Origin of the sequence: Bacillus cereus group sp. BfR-BA-01309 (assembly GCF_022664315.1) — a bacterium.
In the GTDB taxonomy this organism is placed as follows: Bacteria; Bacillota; Bacilli; order Bacillales; family Bacillaceae_G; genus Bacillus_A; species Bacillus_A mobilis.
The window spans coordinates 1-15,631 of the sequence record NZ_JAKUHE010000036.1; the positions used below are offsets into that span (position 1 = coordinate 1).

Genomic DNA, 15,631 nt, shown 5'->3' on the forward strand with positions numbered 1-15,631 from the left:
TGTAGTCTTATCAACTACATTTCTCGCAACGATTGTATACGTTACTTTCTCTCCTGGTTGTACTACTTTTTTATCCGCTAATTTCGCAGCTCCAATTTTACCTGGTATACATTTTATTGCATTAGGATTAGATGGGGTATGTGTAATTGGGATTTCAAATTTCGCATCATAAGAAGTGATCAATCCTCCAGCAATATCAAAACTATTTGCATTCGGCTTTGTTTCTATAACCTTATAATAAAGGTTATATTCCCCCTCTGGTTGTCCCTCTAAATCCCACACCAATTGATTGTTTTTCAAAACTGGTTTAGTGCTAAATCCGTTTGGACCTTTAACGCGAATATCCTCAATTTCTAAATCATTGTAGAAATCTAGAACCATTCTATCTTTTTCATTTTTATTAGTCATTGATAGTGTATCGACTAAGTTTTTTGTAAATTCATTAATATCATTCGATAAAACAAACCACTCAGGTTTTGTCGCCATCTTTTGAAGTGCGTTTCTTGAATATGGGCCAACTTCCTTATCATACTTATCATAGTAGTTTTCTGGAGTTGATAAATATTTTTTGTTTTCCCAAAAGGCAGTAACTAATTTGTATCCTTTATCTTTAATTTGGTTTGCAATATTCGTAACTTCATCCATTGCTCCTTTATAATCCTGCTGGTATTCTACAGATGTTCTGTTACCTACTGTAGGATCACTTATTTGATTAGATTTTTTATAAACATAGCCATCTAATCGAGCATTCGGAACCCCATCAGTAACAAATAAAAACACCGTTTGACGATCAGGATCATAAGCACCTTTAGCTTTTTCATACTGTTGAAGTGCAAATTGAAGGCCACTAGCACTTGGAGTAGCACCATCAAGCTTGATATTATCAATTCCCTTTTTCGCTGATGCCAGACCCTCATTCAATCCAGTTTGTAAAGTAGTTTTCACATTAGTCCCATAATCATAAAGGACTTTTCCATCTATTGTTTTATAGCCTTTTTGACCTTGAAAGCTGGTTACCATCACACGGTCTACTGCGGGATTCAATTGACCCACAGACTGTTGTAATGTTTTTTTTACATCACTTATAGAATCACGAAAACTACCACTAGCATCCTGTACTATTACCAAATCTATTTTTTTCTTATTAAAAGGCCACTGGAATTTCAATTTACCTTCATGTTCTCTTAAACACATATTTGCTGTCTCATTTGTTTTTATTGTATGGTTTATTTTTTCTGCTGACGCAGCAAGCACACTTAATCCAGGAAAAAACATTTGAATTAATAAACAAATACTCATAAATAATGAAAAACGTCTCCTCATATCAATTTTCCTCCTTCTATAAGGTTTCCATAGTTACTATCGCCTTGTTGTTGAATTTCTTCTTATTTTTCTCCACTCATTTCCCCTATCTTTCTCCAACTATCTAGAGTCCAGTTCCGTCTAATACCTTTGCTGACTATGGTAAGTGACTCAGCTCTATTTGGATCTAGTGTCATTATCTGCGCAAGAGTGGTTGCTTTTGTATCTGTATAATTATGTAACCTTAGGGGCTATGAAATTAATTTGTGATTCTGTTAATTTCTCTTCCTTTGATATTCCATAGATTCTGCAACACTAGAAATTAGTGAAAATCCGAAAAATAGCAGAAGCGTCCCTAATAATATATAAATCTTATTTTTCTTCATAGTAGCATCCCTCCTTTTCATGATATTTCTATAATTTCATTAGAAAAAATCATAGAAATATCTTGAAATAGAATACCGATTGCTATAAATATCGAATCATTATACCTTTATATAATAATCATTAAATACTATAATTAATTTTTAATTTTATAATTAATCTAGGTGATCCAGTATGAATACATCACTATACTGTTAAAAGATTTTCTACTCTCAATTGTTTGCTTTACCTTAAGGGGCGTATTATACCCATATAGCCAATCGGTCTTTTGACTAATCAATTTATATGTGAGTGTAACATTCTATAATAAAATTATTATCTTGATAAAAGGTATACGTAACTATTTTACGTATACCTTTTATCGAATTTCGTACAATTTTTTTATGGTTCAAATCAAGATTTAGACTGATTTTTGAGGTGAACGATTAAGTTTAAATGAGATAAATGCAACGACTATAGCAATTGCGGCAGGGATAGTTCCAATCCAGCTGATCGCTAAAACTGAAGGTCCCTCTAGGACTATTCCTCCTAAACCTGCACCCGCAGCAATACCGATGTGTACAAAAGAACTATTCAGACTGAGAATAATCCCAGCAGCCTCAGGAGCTATAGTAGCAAGGCTAGTATTCTGTACAGTGCCGAATGCCCAAGATACCATTGTCCATATCATAAGTAGTGCAATCCCAACTGTTACTACAATTGTTCCAGAAGAGATTGAGAAAATTGTAGAAAGTACGACAAGCGCCAAGAACTGTATTACGATGGCGATAATAATTGTACGAGCATACCCAATGCGATCTCCAATACCTCCCCCTAATTTAGTTCCAATTAAGCAACCAATTCCTAGAGCTAAGAAAATACCACTTATCGTATTTTCGCTCAAATCCATAACTGAAGACAGATATGGAGCCATATACGTATTCACCATTGAATAGCCAGAAAAGGCAAAGAAAGTAATTCCTAGAGCAAGTGCAATTTTTGGTTGTTTCAATAATGCAAGTTGTTGACGAAGGGGAACTGGTGCCTCTGCCTTCGTAACAGGAATACTTTTTATAACAGCAAAAATCCCTAATAGATTCAAGATACCAATACCTAAGAAAATAAGTCTCCAGTCAAATGCTGCTGCTATTACACGACCAATTGGTATGCCAAGTATAAGAGAAGCACTGAATCCTGCAAAAATCGTAGCAATCGCTCCTCCCTGACGTTCAGGCGGAACTAAATTTGAAGAAACAGTCATAGCAGTAATGACAAATACTCCGGCACCTATAGCCAGTACAATACGGGAGATGATTAATAGGCTGAATCCAGGTAGTACAACCGTCATCACGCTTCCGATTATTATAAGTACAAGAGAAAGTATTAATAACTTACGGCGCTCCATTTTCGCAGCAATCATCATAAAAATTGGAGTTCCAAATGCAAATCCAATTGAGAAAATAGTTATAAGTTGTCCTGCTGCAGCCAAGGAAACATGAGTTGAATCAGCAACTTGGTCGAGTATACCAGCAATAACATATTCCGCGGTACCTGCTAAAAATCCGAGAAAAGCTAGCATATAGATTTTTAAAGTGTTTCCCATTTTTTATTCACTCCTTTGTTATATGAAGTTGTTGAAGTAACGTTTGTTTAAAACTATATTTTCTAAAATATTAGAAAGAAACAAGTGTATAAGCATAATTATCTATGCGAGAAGTGGGTAATTAAAATAAAAGATTAGGTGAGAATTTAAGCCGATTATCCTGATTTGGGCATTACCTATGCTTTTAAATACAAGTGTGTTTTTATAGATTAACATTCGTTAAACAACAACTGTCTATTATTATACGTCGTAGATGTTTTCTTTCAATAGGCAATTAATGAGGATTCGTTCAATATTGAACATACTTCTCGAAAATGTTAATTAAATTAATTTTTATTTAGATACACATAGGAAAAGTAGTTAATTTATGATTGAGGAAAATTGAATTAGTAGAAAAAATAGGTAGTGTATTTTTAATACTTTTACAAATAAATATGAATTACTTTAATTCATATTTATTGTGGAACGAATAGGGTGGCATAACAGATATGGTGCTTGCTAATCTTTAGAAATAGATTGGTGTATAAATAGTTTTATTTTAATAGGAACTAGATCTACTAAAAGAATAACCAATTTGAAATCTACCAATAATTTCGAAAAGATCTATTTTGACAGTCTTTAATGTTAAAATAAATACTTTGCAATTCATGAATTTTCACCACCTTCTTTTATAATTTCAAAAAAAGTCCTGACTACAAAATACATTTGTAGTCAGGACTTTTGGCACCCATTATTAACTTCTAAGTCAGATTCTTGGATATATTTCTTACGTTTTACTTAGTTAAATAATGTAATTAAAATCAGCATAAAACGTCTCATTCTTCATATTTTATAAGCTATATTTAAGAAAAAAGTTATTATTGGGATTCATTGGTTCCACTATAAGTTCCTATCTATCAATATATCGAGCTGCTTTTCCATAATATGTGGTGGATATGGCATCCCATTTTTAAACCACCATTCCACAATTTGTACGTAACCTGCCCCAACAAAATGATAAACTGCCTCCTCATTTAAGGCTATATTTTTTCCCTCTATTGTGTTAATCTTCCGACCATTCTTTATATCTTCAATCACAAATGCAAGGAACCGTTTCCGAAAGAATGGGGCTCCTTTACTAGATAGCATTGCTGAAAAAAATATATAATTTTTTTCAAAATAGGTGAACCAGCCTGCTGTCTCATCTATAGAGTCCATTTTACAAGATGATTCCCCGATTCCATGTAATTCATTAATATGTTCTTCAATTAATTTATCTAACAAATCATATTTATCCGTATAATGAAGATAAATGGTTCCCCGGTTAACATCTGCGGTATCAGCAATATCTTGTATAGTAATGTCATCAAAGGACTTTATATACATTAATTCAGTAATTGCTTTTTTTATCGCTTTTTGACTTTTTGCTATCCTTCTATCCACTTTAGACATGATACGTTCACCAAGCTTTCCTAAGTATAATTCCACATTATGAATGATTCATTTACTGGGTAACAAATCTCATAACAAACATTTACTATATAATTATAAACATATGTTGATTAATCAAACAATGATTATTTTGTGTTTACACAGGCGATAAGCCATAACTCATTTAACTTGTCCCAGTATTTCTTCTCTTCTCTTTTCTGTATTGAGCAGTTAGTCTACTCTAACTGCTCTTTTCCTTTTTATTAGCTTGTCACCACTTAAAAGTATAAGCATATAATAATTATGTGAAAGCTTTTCATTCATATGCCCCTCCCTAAAAAGAGCACTTGTGTAAGGTGCTTTTTTAGTACATATAATTCTTTTTCAACATTCAACATATAGAAGTAATGAATTGTATTTAGTATTATATAAGTGACCTCAACGTAAACTTTACTATTAATTTTTCCTAAAAGAGCCTACCCTCGCAACAGGCCCTTTTTAAATTGAGCTTTTATTACATGTTTCGTATCTCAAAAAACTTACATATAATATAATGTACTCTTTACCAGCAAGAGTCATCTTGTTTTCAGGGACCCTTAACAACAAGTGCGCCTTTTATTCACTTTATCTGCTAAGATACATACAATATCATAGTCACCTCAGTATTAGTCATAGGGCACCTTTCAGGGTGCCCTTTATTTGTATGGGTACTAACCCTTTCTATGAAATAAGCCATTGTGTTAAAGGTGTTTTAAATTCCTCTTAAATTACATACATTAAAATGAGTGGCCGTTACTCTATACTTCATTTACAATTAGTAAAATTTAAAAAGGTATGGAAAATATCCATACCTTACATCTAAAATTCAAGTTTTTCCATACAAGGTAACTCTACAACCGCTTGTGCGTGCTACCTTACACCCAGCTTTTGCATCACCTTTGTGATATGTTTACATAGATTTTTAAATAATCTCTTAATAATAGAATTTTTACATTTTTTAGGTTGTATCTAAATATCTTTTTCAAACTAAGATTATATTCTTTCAGATAATTTATTGCATCATGAATTAATCTCTTCAAGCAGAAGTGATAACAATTGCACAGTTACAAGATGCTATTCAGCATAAAAATGATTCTTTTATTAATCAAGTAAAAATATTTATTGATAAACACAAGGCAGAATCAGTATATTTATGGGGGAAAGTGAGTACTTCGTTAAAAAACGATATTGTAGACCTGCTTACAGGTGACAAAAAGCAGTACTCTAATATAAAATCAATAAAGCCCTTGTAAAACACTTTAGAGAAGGCCCTAAGCTATTAAAATTAGCAAGTCCAGAGTTTAAAAAGGAATTTATTCAATTACTAAAATACTTATAGGAATATCTATTAAAAGTTTATATTTTAATGAATTTTGATAGTACTAGTTCCATAAAATTGTATTTACAAAATCCCTTTTAACCAATTATATTTATACATATAAATATAAAAGAAAACAGGTGTAAGGAATGGAAATTAGCTTAAATACACATAGGGGAAATCAATTTACAATGTATTCAAATTTGGATACATTAAAAAATACTCAAGATTCCCCTTCTTCACAGGGAAAAAAAGATACTAATGATGTCGCTATAAAATTTGATATTCGATCATCAGAAAAAGAAATAGAACAAACAAGTCCAAAATTTACTGAAATGGATTTATGGAAGATGTTAAAAGATAAAGGTGTCCCTTTACGGATTATTATGGAGATGCTAAACAAGTTTCGTGCTGATAAGGAGAAGGAACGAATTGTTGTATTAAAATTCACATCAATAGAATTTCGTATAGACTCATAAAGAATCTCATGCAATATAAAACGGTGTATACTTATTGAACCATCCTGTTGTATATGAAATTTTCTAAAATCGATTTTGCGCAGTTCTTGTCCCTCTTTATCAACAAATTGTCTCATTTCTACTGTGACTCCATGTTTTTTTACCTGTTCTAATAATCCTAATTTATCAAGAACAAATATCGCATCTCCTCTTAAGCTAATTACGGACCCAATCGACCGAAATGAGTGAGCCTTTTCAATAATAGTTGGAGAAAAACCATTAGATAAAAGACAATTTGCTAAAGTTAGTCCCGCAATACCACCACCAGAAATTAATACTTTCATAAAACCCCTCATGACATTGATAATCATTATCATTTATAAATATAGTATTACAAAAAATGGTTTATCACAAGAAGGAACTGTATAATTACTAAGCTTCTTCCATAGACCTTTTCAAGGCTGTCAAACAAAAAAACATTTAGTTTCAAATCAAGTACATAGGTAGCTATCATACACAAAAGTATTAATTGGGTTAATGCTGTAAATAATAATTAGCAAAGGAGGTGTAATGTAATGGCTAGAGATGTTCTTTGTGAGGTAAATAACTGTAAATATTGGAATTCCGGAAACAAATGCAATGCAGATGCTATTTATGTAATTAGTCATACAGGTAAACAAGCATCAGATAGTAAAGAAACAGATTGTAAAACATTTGTGCCAGAGGAATTTTAATTTTTTGTGGGTAACCAAATTATGGTTGCCTACAAAAGATTACTGATAATGAATAGCTTCTTTATTACATAAAGTTAATAAAGTGTTGGAATCCCTACTTACGTCAAAGTATCTCTTTTTAATCCTCATATTTCACATTACTCCTAACCCAAATACCACCATATATAGCAAAATACAAGGTGTTAAGTAAAAGTGTAATCTAATCCTTTGGAATATCTCCTAGAAGTGATTCCCATACCTCGTTTAATGATATTTTTATTTGTTACACATATATTTTAAGATTCTACTTACATTTTTCAAAAATGAATCTTCCTTTTAAAAACATAAAGTAGTCTTTGTATCCAAAATATGCGTTCTTTTTATAGTGGATTTTTATTTTTGACACTTTATTATGATATGATAATAGTCGATTCTAGAAAAAAATGTAAAAGGAGGTATTTATGAAGAAAATAAATTTATTTGGCACTATGCTTAGTATAATTATTATTGCGTGTTTAGGAAGTAATCCTGTATTTGCAACATCAAGTGAAGAAAAAGAAACCTCAACAAACAACAATTCTCTTACTGAATCTATAACAGCTCCAGAAATACCGTTTTCTTCTCAAAAATTAGATCCACAGGATCCTGCTAGTTACTGGACAAAGGAAAAGATGAAAAACGCAATCCCAGCAGATGAAATCAAAACCGATGAAAACGATTCTACTCCACCTTCATTAGGAGAACCTACTAATATTTCTGACCCAATTTTACCACAAGAAACGAATATAAATTTTAAAATAGCAAACGCTAATGTTCCGTCTACTGCTGGTAAGATGTTTTATTCAAATGGAGGCTTGAACTATTCTTGTTCCGCTGCAGCTATTAATAGTCCTTATAAAAATTTAGTTATGACAGCCGGTCACTGTGTCCATGAGGAGAATGGTGGTAATTGGCACTCAAATATGGCTTTTGTTCCAGCGTATTATAATGGGTCAACTCCTTATGGAATTTGGACTTGGAAACAAGCTCAAACTTTTGTTTCATGGATGAATGACCGTAATTTTAACTACGATCAAGCTTTTTTCTGTATTCCCTAAAGATGGACGTAATTCGATAAATACAGTTGGGGGAAATGGATTGTCCACTGGTTATGGTACTAACCAGCCCAATGTCCGTATCTGGGGATGGCCTGCCCAGAATCCATACGATGGAGAGTACCCTTACTACTGTGAGGGGCCAACTAGTCGTTCAGATTCTGATGCTTCAATGAGATGTCGTATGAATGAGGGTGCTAGTGGTGGGCCATGGTTAAGAACAATAGTTGATGAAGATCTTGGTCACGTTTTTGCTGTAACATCACGTCGTTCAAGCTCTGGTACACCAACTTTATATGCAACTCCTAACTCATCATCTGTAGGCGACATGTATGATCAAATGAAAGAATAAAATAATAGTATTATAAATTATTATTTTTCTAGAATCTATCTATTATAAGTATATAATAGATTATAATTATTATATTGATCCTGTTAGCCACTATTCTAACTCTTGTCTTTCTACAGTAGATTATACAAGGACATGAAACTATAGTGAAGATTATTTCTATTATAAAAAGTACTCCTAAATTTATTTAGGAGTACTTTTTATGAAACGTTATTTTTTATTTGCGTAGGAATCACTTTATTATAATGACCATGCTTTACAACTTGCCTAACATCATCTACTTCAATATCCATTATTTCTGTAATATCTACAACAATTGTATTTTGCAGAACATTCACTACAAATCCTGTTAATTGTAAATTAGGATTTTTACGATATGAAAATTGAACGTAATCTCCAAGTTTTACTTTTGTGTTATGATCCATTTTGTGTCCCCCTAAATTATCGTTAAGTATTCAATAGTTTCCCCCTATTTTGATTCTTCATACTGATCGGCAAGTATATAAAATAAAGAACACTTAATCTTATTTTTCGTAGCTCCTGTTACAGCATTGAATTTTTGAACAAATTATAAAATATATTATAATTTGTTTTTCGATATAGAAATATATGGTAAATGTAGGTTTTATACAGAAAACGTGTAAGGGATGTAATATTATAAATATTAAGAAAGTCTTTGGCTTTTTCTCCTTGTGAAAAAGATAAGATCCTACTCTCCGTTCTTATCTTTTTTACTTAGGATTTGTAATACAAAAAAGAGCATCCCTATAACAAGGATGCTGCAACAGGAAAGAACAAATATATAATACTAAAAAGAATTACTAATATTATAATTTGATAATGAAGTAATGCATATTGAGAAAGTTCAAAACGAATTGAATATCTTTGTGTACTTAATTATAATTGTTTAAGAGTTGGGTAGTATTCTGTCATCTATCCCTTTTTTAAAGAAGATTGATCTCAATCTTCTTTTTTTATTTTTTTGTTTCTCTTCCCCGAAAAAAAGAATAAGAATTACCTAATAATTGTGGAAATCGCTTGTTTGTAAATCAGTTGTTGCTTACCCTGAATCATCATAAGAACCGTAAATTTATCTGTTGCAAGAATTTTCCCGCGTATGGGAACCCCACTCTTTAAAAACATGGTACAGTCACCCTTTTTTACTTTTAATTGTTCATATGTATCTTCTTGTAAGTTATACATGAAACAAGCCCCCTATTTATATACATTTTCAATACTTGCTACTATATAACTATCGTAACACAATTAAATACAAACACCACTCTAGGTACGTATTTCGCAATAAATTAATCAAAAATACAGAAAACTGAACATCCTTTCTAAAAAGCATAGTTAACTTGTAGTAGTAAATACAAGTTAACTATAAGCTGTAGCAAATATCACCAAGGAGTAAAATGAAACAACAGTAATCGATTTACTTGACTATTCATTCCTGGAATTAGTCTTGGTCAAGATTACTCTTTTTCATTATGATTCACCTGAATATTTCTAAATAATAAACACATACTATACACAGGCGATAAGCCATAATTCATTTAATTTGTCCCAGTATTTCTTCTCTTCTCTTTTCTTTTCTGTATTGAGCAGTTAGTCTACCCTAACTGCTCTTTTTCTTTTTTTAGCTTGTCACCACTTAAAAGTATAAGCATATAATAATTATGTGAAAGTTTTTTCATTTATATAACCCTCCCTAAAAAGAGCACTTGTGTAAGGTGCTTTTTTAGTACATATAATTCTTTTTCAATATATAGAAGTAATGAATTGTATTTAGTATTATATAAGTGACCTCAACGTAAACTTTACTATTAATTTTTCCTAAAAGGGCCTACCCTCGCAACAGGCCCTTTTTAAAATGAGTTTTTATTACATGCTTCCTATCTCAAAAAACTTACATATAATATAATGTAATGTACTCTTGACCAGCAAAAGTAATCTTGTTTTCAGGAGCGCTAAAAACAAGCGTTCCTTTTATTCACTTTATTTGCTAAGATACATACAATATCATAGTCACCTCAGTATTAGTCATAGGGCACCTTTCAGGGTGCTCTTTATTTTTATGGGTACTAACCCTTTCTATGAAACAAGCCATTGTGACAAAGCTGTTCCAAATTACCCATAAATTACATATACTTAAAAGAATAGCCGTTACTGTACATTCACTTTCAGAGCGTCTTCTTCTCAAGACGCTCTACACATTTATCATTAAATACCGATTTTTTTGAAATACTATGCACATTTAAACTGGACAAGCATATATTATTGTATGGTAATCAAATAGTTTTATAGCCTACCCACCTTTCTAAGAGCACATATTCAAATGTGCTCTTAATATTTATCGTCAAATCTTTATTTTAAACATACTCACATTTTGTATAAAACAAGCATATATTTATATAGATGGGACATAGCTGTTTATTACGCATGCACAAAAATTGTGCATGTTTTTTTTCGCATATATATAAATTTATGCGAAAATTGCACATGGAATAAAAATATACATATGATATATTGCTGCCAAATACTCACTTTTTAATATGCGTTTTGGTCTAAGATCGCTTTCCCGGGCGATCTTTCCTACTTGAATACGGATTTTATTTTTAAAACATATTTACCCAAAGGTCTCATATACTTTTAAAGGTATTCTTATTAGCGATATGGAGTGCTCTGGTCAATCCCTCCTATTTTTACGCTTACAAAAAAACTAATGAAATTAAAATAAGTTTCTTGTAAGTTTGAGAAATATTTAGTATACTGACATTCGAATACATTCGGCGATGGAGTTCGCCATAACCGCTATTTAGTTAGCTAATGACTCCTACCAATAGGCAAGAGTACTCTTGCCTATTGGTAGGAGTCTATTTTTTTGGACAAAATATAAAAAGAGGTGAAAAAATGGCATATATTATCGTTGGGCTTTTTGGAATATTAGGTGCTCTCTCTCGTTATCAATTTGGTTTAACAATTGATAAGTATTGGCATCAATCATTCCCTTTAGCCACATTATTAATTAATTTAATTGGATGTTGTTTATTAGGGTGGCTTACAACCTATATTTCCCATTTAAATATTCTAACAAAGGAGATTCTTACTGGTATTGGAACAGGATTTTTAGGTGCATTCACAACTTTTTCTACATTTAGCGTAGAAACGATAAAGTTAGTCAATCATTCTGATTGGATGCTCGCGCTGCTGTATGTATGCATTAGTATGTTAGGTGGGTTACTTATGTCTGGAATGGGCTATAAACTAGGAGAAATTCAATTTATGAGACATGAGATGAAACAAAACGTTTTACAATCAAAAGGAGGAACAAAGTCATGACAGAGTATCATGCTTTATTGGTTGCCATCGGTGGTTTTTTTGGAGCAATTACTCGTTTTGGTATCAGCAATTGGTTTAAGAAAAGATATAAAACCTCCTTTCCAATGGCTACATTTCTCATTAATATAACGGGGGCTTTTTTATTAGGATATATAGTAGGGACAGGATTGGATAAAAGTTGGCAACTGTTAGTGGGGACAGGATTTATGGGGGCATATACAACCTTTTCTACATTCAAGTTGGAAGCTATTCAGCTTGGTACAAATAAGAAATGGTTTCATTTCTTTCTGTATTTGGGAGCCACTTATACTATAGGTATTTTATTTGCATTTATAGGAATGTATGTAGGGAAATTATAAACCTACAAATAAAACCAGCTGATTAAATCAGCTGGTTTTATTTGTAATTCAGTTTTTGACTTCGTACGGCATGATGCCAATATTTCCATGTCCAGAACCTGATATTCGTATGTGATAGCCCTCTCCTTTAGGTGCGCGTAACTTTATAAAAAAGCTCTCATTCGGATTACGGCTACCTTTTACTTCAACTGAGTCAAATACCTCATCGGATAAAAACTTCTTTTTTACTAGTTCATACTTAATTGTATGTTTTTCAGAATAAAGCGATTGAGAACCTTTGATACCAATTCCTTGATTTTCTATTGAAATATTAGGTATGTATGTAAACGGAATGTCTACACCTGTATGCCAATCATAGGAACTCTTTGCAATACTTACTGTGCATGCTATAAAGATACCCAATATCGCCAGAATGAAAATACATACTTGTTTCTTCATCATGTTTCATCTTCTCCTTCAATCAAATTACATGGCTTTCATTGAAAGAATTTTATCTCTTTATTTATTTTTAAAAGGGTGATGAAAATGATTTAATCCCAATTCCTCTTCAATACGTAAAAATTGATTATATTTAGAGACACGTTCTGTTCGTGCAACAGCTCCTGTTTTAATTTGACCAGCCATCATCCCCACGGCAAAATCTGAGATAAATGTATCTTCTGTTTCGCCTGATCGATGTGAAATCATAGTTTGATACCCAGCTTTTCTCGCAATTTGAATGGTTTGTATGGTTTCCGTAACAGTACCAATTTGATTTAATTTAATGAGAATAGCATTACCAATATTCTTTTCAATTCCTTGTTTGAATATCGAAGGATTTGTTACAAAAATATCGTCCCCCACGATTTGAATCGTATCTCCCAACCTTGTTGTGAGTTCATCCCAAGAGTCCCAATCGTTTTCTGACAGGCCATCTTCAATTGAAATGATAGGATATTTTTGTGCGAGCTGTTCGTAATAAGAAATTATCTCAACACTAGATAAAGTCTTGCCTTCAAAATGATATTTTCCTTCTCTATAAAATTCACTAGCCGCCGGATCTAAAGCAATTGCAATATCTTTTCCAGGTTGATAACCAGCGTCATTTATAGCCCGTATTAAAAACTCAATTGCTTCTTCACTAGAAGATAGCCTTGGAGCAAATCCACCTTCGTCTCCCTACGGAGGTTACATATCCTTCTTTAGATAAAAGCTCTTTTAGTTTATGATAAACGTCTACAATAGATTCCATCCCTAATCTAAATGTCGGCGCTCCTATGGGCGTAATCATAAATTCCTGAATATCAATACCGGAATCCGCATGCCTTCCGCCATTAATCACATTAAAAAATGGTAATGGTAAACCAATATCCATCCCTCCAATATAACGGTATAGTGGATCTTGTTCAGAAGCAGCAGCGGCACGAGAAACCGCCATAGAAACTCCTAACATCGCATTAGCACCTAACTTACTTTTATTTGCTGTACCATCTAATTCAATCATCAATTCGTCAATTTCTCTTTGACGAGTAGGATTCATTCCACGGAGTTTAGGTGCAATTACATGTTGAACATTTTTCAACGCATTTAACACCCCATTTCCATTTAGTCGTTTTTGGTCACGATCTCTTAACTCGACTGCTTCTTTTTCTCCGGTAGAAGCTTCTGAAGGTACAGCTGCTCTACCAATTACTCCATTTGATAAGATACAATCGACCTCTACAGTGGGGTTTCCCCTAGAATCAAATATTTCACGCGCTATAAATGTTTCAATCGTTGGTTTCATAGAAATTCCTCCTATATATAAAGTGAAGTTCAATTTTGTATACGTTTTTATATACAAAAATGACTCCTACCCATAGACAGAAATGTTCCTGTCTATGGGTAGGAGTCATTAGCTATATAAAATAGCGATTATGGCGAACTCCATCGCCTGTTATGAAAATGTAAACGTCTTACATGTATAGAGTATAACAAAACATTAAAGCTTATACAAATTTTTTATCGACCTAATATGTTAAGAAGTATATTTTACAAGTCTAATTTGACATATTAAGATGTTTAATAAATACCAGAATGAAAAAAAATGGGCACATGGGACTTACATACAGAATATGTATATATCAGGGGAGAATGCTGCTTTAAGGTTTCAAAATATATGATACGGTAATAATCAGCACGTAGTAAATTCGCTATACGTATGAAAAATCCCTAATTGAATAGGCGATGGAGTTCGCCATAACCGCTACTTAGCTAATGACTCCTACCAGTAGAAATTTACTGGTAGGAGTCTGTTTTTTTTGTCAAAAAAATTGGAGAAAGGAGTAAATTTCTGATGAATCCTAAAGTGAAAGAAGCTCCAGAAAATTATATAGGTAATTTGTTTACACTAGGAGGTTCAACATTTTTTCTGATTGGTTTTTTCATAGCTGCAGGAGCAGCTTATAAAACCTATAAACAATTAAGAAACAAGGAGTTGCAGGAATAAGCTTTAGCGAGCATAAGCATTTTTAAAATGAATAAAGTACATTCCGATATAGTTTCCCTTTTTATCAATTCCAAAAGTCATTAGACTTAATTAGAGGATTGAATTTATGTAAAGCCTTTAAGATCTTGCGTTTATTATTTCTTGAGGGATATTTGTTCGGGTTACGTATTAAATCATCAATTATCTTCTTTCCAATTCCTGTTTTTTTTACAAGCCATTCTTCCTCTATCTTGTGTTTATATAAAAACCTACCGAAAGTTGTTTTTTTCTTTTTAAATTCCATTAAAATATTCACTCCTTATTCATGTAATTATGTGTGATATATAAAAAAATGACTCCTACTGATAAACATGAAAAAGCCTCGTTTATCAGTAGGAGTCATTAGCTATATATAGCGGTTATGGCGAACTCCATCGACTATTATGAAAATATACGTATTTCTATTCAAATATTATTCTACATCTAATTAATTTTTATAAAATAGGGTTGCTCCCGTCAGAATGAATAGATTCTAACTAAACTTTACAGAATATTGATGAATATGTAAATGAAAAATCAGTTTTTATATTTATCAACCTCCATTAAATGAATAAACTTACTAAAAATTAACCAAAAGGTTCCGCTCTTCAACTGAACCATCTTAATTTTAAGCGATAAGCAGGATTCTTGACCGAATTGCTTTTTTCATATGCATAACTTCTATTCTTATGTGATATTATCCAATAGTAGAGTAGAAAACTGAAACAGATTATATTTTCTTTAGGGGTGGCTTTGCCATCCCTTTTCTGTTTCAGTTTCCCCTCATCAAACCGTA

General features: G+C 32.2%; 15 protein-coding genes, 3 pseudogenes and 4 riboswitches. Of the genes and pseudogenes, 8 read left to right on the plus strand and 10 right to left on the minus strand.

From position 1 onward, the window contains the following. From MR115_RS28945 to MR115_RS28955, 3 genes are all read right to left on the minus strand, one after another. The coding region (locus tag MR115_RS28945) for a vWA domain-containing protein (protein ID WP_242243723.1) at window positions 1–1,323 on the minus strand (1,323 nt) is incomplete at its 3' end. Between the two features lie 763 nt (window positions 1,324–2,086). Next, window positions 2,087–3,268, minus strand: coding sequence for an MFS transporter (locus MR115_RS28950; RefSeq protein ID WP_242243724.1), 1,182 nt, complete (start codon window positions 3,266–3,268; stop codon window positions 2,087–2,089). An 879-nt stretch (window positions 3,269–4,147) separates the two neighbouring features. Beyond that, window positions 4,148–4,699, minus strand: coding sequence for a TetR/AcrR family transcriptional regulator (locus MR115_RS28955; RefSeq protein ID WP_242243725.1), 552 nt, complete (start codon window positions 4,697–4,699; stop codon window positions 4,148–4,150). A 1,049-nt stretch (window positions 4,700–5,748) separates the two neighbouring features. On the opposite strand from MR115_RS28955, the pseudogene MR115_RS28960 reads away from it, so the two are divergent. Next, a pseudogene (locus MR115_RS28960) lies at window positions 5,749–6,056 on the plus strand (hypothetical protein); the annotation flags it as partial. A gap of 170 nt (window positions 6,057–6,226) precedes the next feature. Then, a complete protein-coding gene (locus tag MR115_RS28965; protein ID WP_242243754.1) occupies window positions 6,227–6,514 on the plus strand; it encodes a DUF3914 domain-containing protein in 288 nt (95 codons plus the stop codon). Window positions 6,515–6,642: 128 nt separating this feature from the next. Here MR115_RS28965 and MR115_RS28970 read toward each other — a convergent pair. After that, window positions 6,643–6,870 (minus strand): annotated as a pseudogene (locus MR115_RS28970) (FAD-dependent monooxygenase); the annotation flags it as partial. 198 nt (window positions 6,871–7,068) lie between these two features. On the opposite strand from MR115_RS28970, the gene MR115_RS28975 reads away from it, so the two are divergent. From MR115_RS28975 to MR115_RS28985, 3 genes are all read left to right on the plus strand, one after another. Beyond that, the gene (locus MR115_RS28975; RefSeq protein WP_084065690.1) at window positions 7,069–7,227 is read left to right on the plus strand and encodes a DUF1540 domain-containing protein; all 159 of its coding nucleotides are present in this window, start codon (window positions 7,069–7,071) and stop codon (window positions 7,225–7,227) included. 440 nt (window positions 7,228–7,667) lie between these two features. Further along, on the plus strand, window positions 7,668–8,303 hold the full coding sequence (locus MR115_RS28980; protein WP_242243726.1) for a trypsin-like serine peptidase: 636 nt from the start codon (window positions 7,668–7,670) through the stop codon (window positions 8,301–8,303). Between the two features lie 181 nt (window positions 8,304–8,484). After that, on the plus strand, window positions 8,485–8,652 hold the full coding sequence (locus tag MR115_RS28985) for a hypothetical protein (RefSeq protein WP_242243727.1): 168 nt from the start codon (window positions 8,485–8,487) through the stop codon (window positions 8,650–8,652). Between the two features lie 197 nt (window positions 8,653–8,849). Here the strand turns inward: MR115_RS28985 and MR115_RS28990 are convergent, their stop codons facing one another. Together MR115_RS28990 and hfq are read right to left on the minus strand one after the other, a co-directional pair. Continuing rightward, window positions 8,850–9,074, minus strand: coding sequence for a DUF2187 family protein (locus MR115_RS28990; RefSeq protein ID WP_242243728.1), 225 nt, complete (start codon window positions 9,072–9,074; stop codon window positions 8,850–8,852). A gap of 589 nt (window positions 9,075–9,663) precedes the next feature. Beyond that, the gene (hfq, locus tag MR115_RS28995) at window positions 9,664–9,852 is read right to left on the minus strand and encodes an RNA chaperone Hfq (RefSeq protein WP_242243729.1); all 189 of its coding nucleotides are present in this window, start codon (window positions 9,850–9,852) and stop codon (window positions 9,664–9,666) included. 1,579 nt (window positions 9,853–11,431) lie between these two features. Next, window positions 11,432–11,495: riboswitch (Fluoride riboswitch) on the plus strand. A 67-nt stretch (window positions 11,496–11,562) separates the two neighbouring features. Between hfq and crcB (MR115_RS29000) the strand changes: the two genes are divergently transcribed. After that, a complete protein-coding gene (gene crcB / locus MR115_RS29000) occupies window positions 11,563–11,991 on the plus strand; it encodes a fluoride efflux transporter CrcB (RefSeq protein ID WP_242243730.1) in 429 nt (142 codons plus the stop codon). Continuing rightward, on the plus strand, window positions 11,988–12,350 hold the full coding sequence (gene crcB, locus MR115_RS29005) for a fluoride efflux transporter CrcB (protein WP_242243731.1): 363 nt from the start codon (window positions 11,988–11,990) through the stop codon (window positions 12,348–12,350). The genes crcB (MR115_RS29000) and crcB (MR115_RS29005) overlap by 4 nt, the downstream gene beginning before the upstream one ends. A gap of 48 nt (window positions 12,351–12,398) precedes the next feature. On the opposite strand, the gene MR115_RS29010 is transcribed toward crcB (MR115_RS29005), so the two are convergent. Beyond that, window positions 12,399–12,791, minus strand: coding sequence for a hypothetical protein (locus MR115_RS29010; protein ID WP_242243748.1), 393 nt, complete (start codon window positions 12,789–12,791; stop codon window positions 12,399–12,401). 57 nt (window positions 12,792–12,848) lie between these two features. Continuing rightward, a pseudogene (gene eno, locus MR115_RS29015) lies at window positions 12,849–14,115 on the minus strand (phosphopyruvate hydratase). A gap of 92 nt (window positions 14,116–14,207) precedes the next feature. After that, window positions 14,208–14,272: riboswitch (Fluoride riboswitch) on the minus strand. A gap of 270 nt (window positions 14,273–14,542) precedes the next feature. Next, window positions 14,543–14,602: riboswitch (Fluoride riboswitch) on the plus strand. Window positions 14,603–14,664: 62 nt separating this feature from the next. On the opposite strand from eno, the gene MR115_RS29020 reads away from it, so the two are divergent. Then, complete coding sequence (locus MR115_RS29020; RefSeq protein ID WP_242243749.1) at window positions 14,665–14,817, plus strand: DUF2976 domain-containing protein; 153 nt, start codon at window positions 14,665–14,667, stop codon at window positions 14,815–14,817. A 64-nt stretch (window positions 14,818–14,881) separates the two neighbouring features. Here MR115_RS29020 and MR115_RS29025 read toward each other — a convergent pair whose 3' ends face one another. Then, complete coding sequence (locus MR115_RS29025; RefSeq protein WP_242243750.1) at window positions 14,882–15,100, minus strand: XRE family transcriptional regulator; 219 nt, start codon at window positions 15,098–15,100, stop codon at window positions 14,882–14,884. 82 nt (window positions 15,101–15,182) lie between these two features. Further along, window positions 15,183–15,244, minus strand: a riboswitch (Fluoride riboswitch). A gap of 199 nt (window positions 15,245–15,443) precedes the next feature. After that, on the minus strand, window positions 15,444–15,631 hold a 188-nt coding region (locus tag MR115_RS29030), incomplete at its 5' end, for a hypothetical protein (RefSeq protein ID WP_242243752.1).

Coding starts and splice junctions, on each gene's coding strand:
- MR115_RS28950 (WP_242243724.1), bottom strand. CDS start 3,268: ATGGGAAACACTTTAAAAATCTATATGCTAGCTTTTCTCGGATTTTTA.
- MR115_RS28955 (WP_242243725.1), bottom strand. CDS start 4,699: ATGTCTAAAGTGGATAGAAGGATAGCAAAAAGTCAAAAAGCGATAAAA.
- MR115_RS28965 (WP_242243754.1), top strand. CDS start 6,227: ATGTATTCAAATTTGGATACATTAAAAAATACTCAAGATTCCCCTTCT.
- MR115_RS28975 (WP_084065690.1), top strand. CDS start 7,069: ATGGCTAGAGATGTTCTTTGTGAGGTAAATAACTGTAAATATTGGAAT.
- MR115_RS28980 (WP_242243726.1), top strand. CDS start 7,668: ATGAAGAAAATAAATTTATTTGGCACTATGCTTAGTATAATTATTATT.
- MR115_RS28985 (WP_242243727.1), top strand. CDS start 8,485: ATGAATGAGGGTGCTAGTGGTGGGCCATGGTTAAGAACAATAGTTGAT.
- MR115_RS28990 (WP_242243728.1), bottom strand. CDS start 9,074: ATGGATCATAACACAAAAGTAAAACTTGGAGATTACGTTCAATTTTCA.
- hfq (WP_242243729.1), bottom strand. CDS start 9,852: ATGTATAACTTACAAGAAGATACATATGAACAATTAAAAGTAAAAAAG.
- crcB (WP_242243730.1), top strand. CDS start 11,563: ATGGCATATATTATCGTTGGGCTTTTTGGAATATTAGGTGCTCTCTCT.
- crcB (WP_242243731.1), top strand. CDS start 11,988: ATGACAGAGTATCATGCTTTATTGGTTGCCATCGGTGGTTTTTTTGGA.
- MR115_RS29010 (WP_242243748.1), bottom strand. CDS start 12,791: ATGATGAAGAAACAAGTATGTATTTTCATTCTGGCGATATTGGGTATC.
- MR115_RS29020 (WP_242243749.1), top strand. CDS start 14,665: ATGAATCCTAAAGTGAAAGAAGCTCCAGAAAATTATATAGGTAATTTG.
- MR115_RS29025 (WP_242243750.1), bottom strand. CDS start 15,100: ATGGAATTTAAAAAGAAAAAAACAACTTTCGGTAGGTTTTTATATAAA.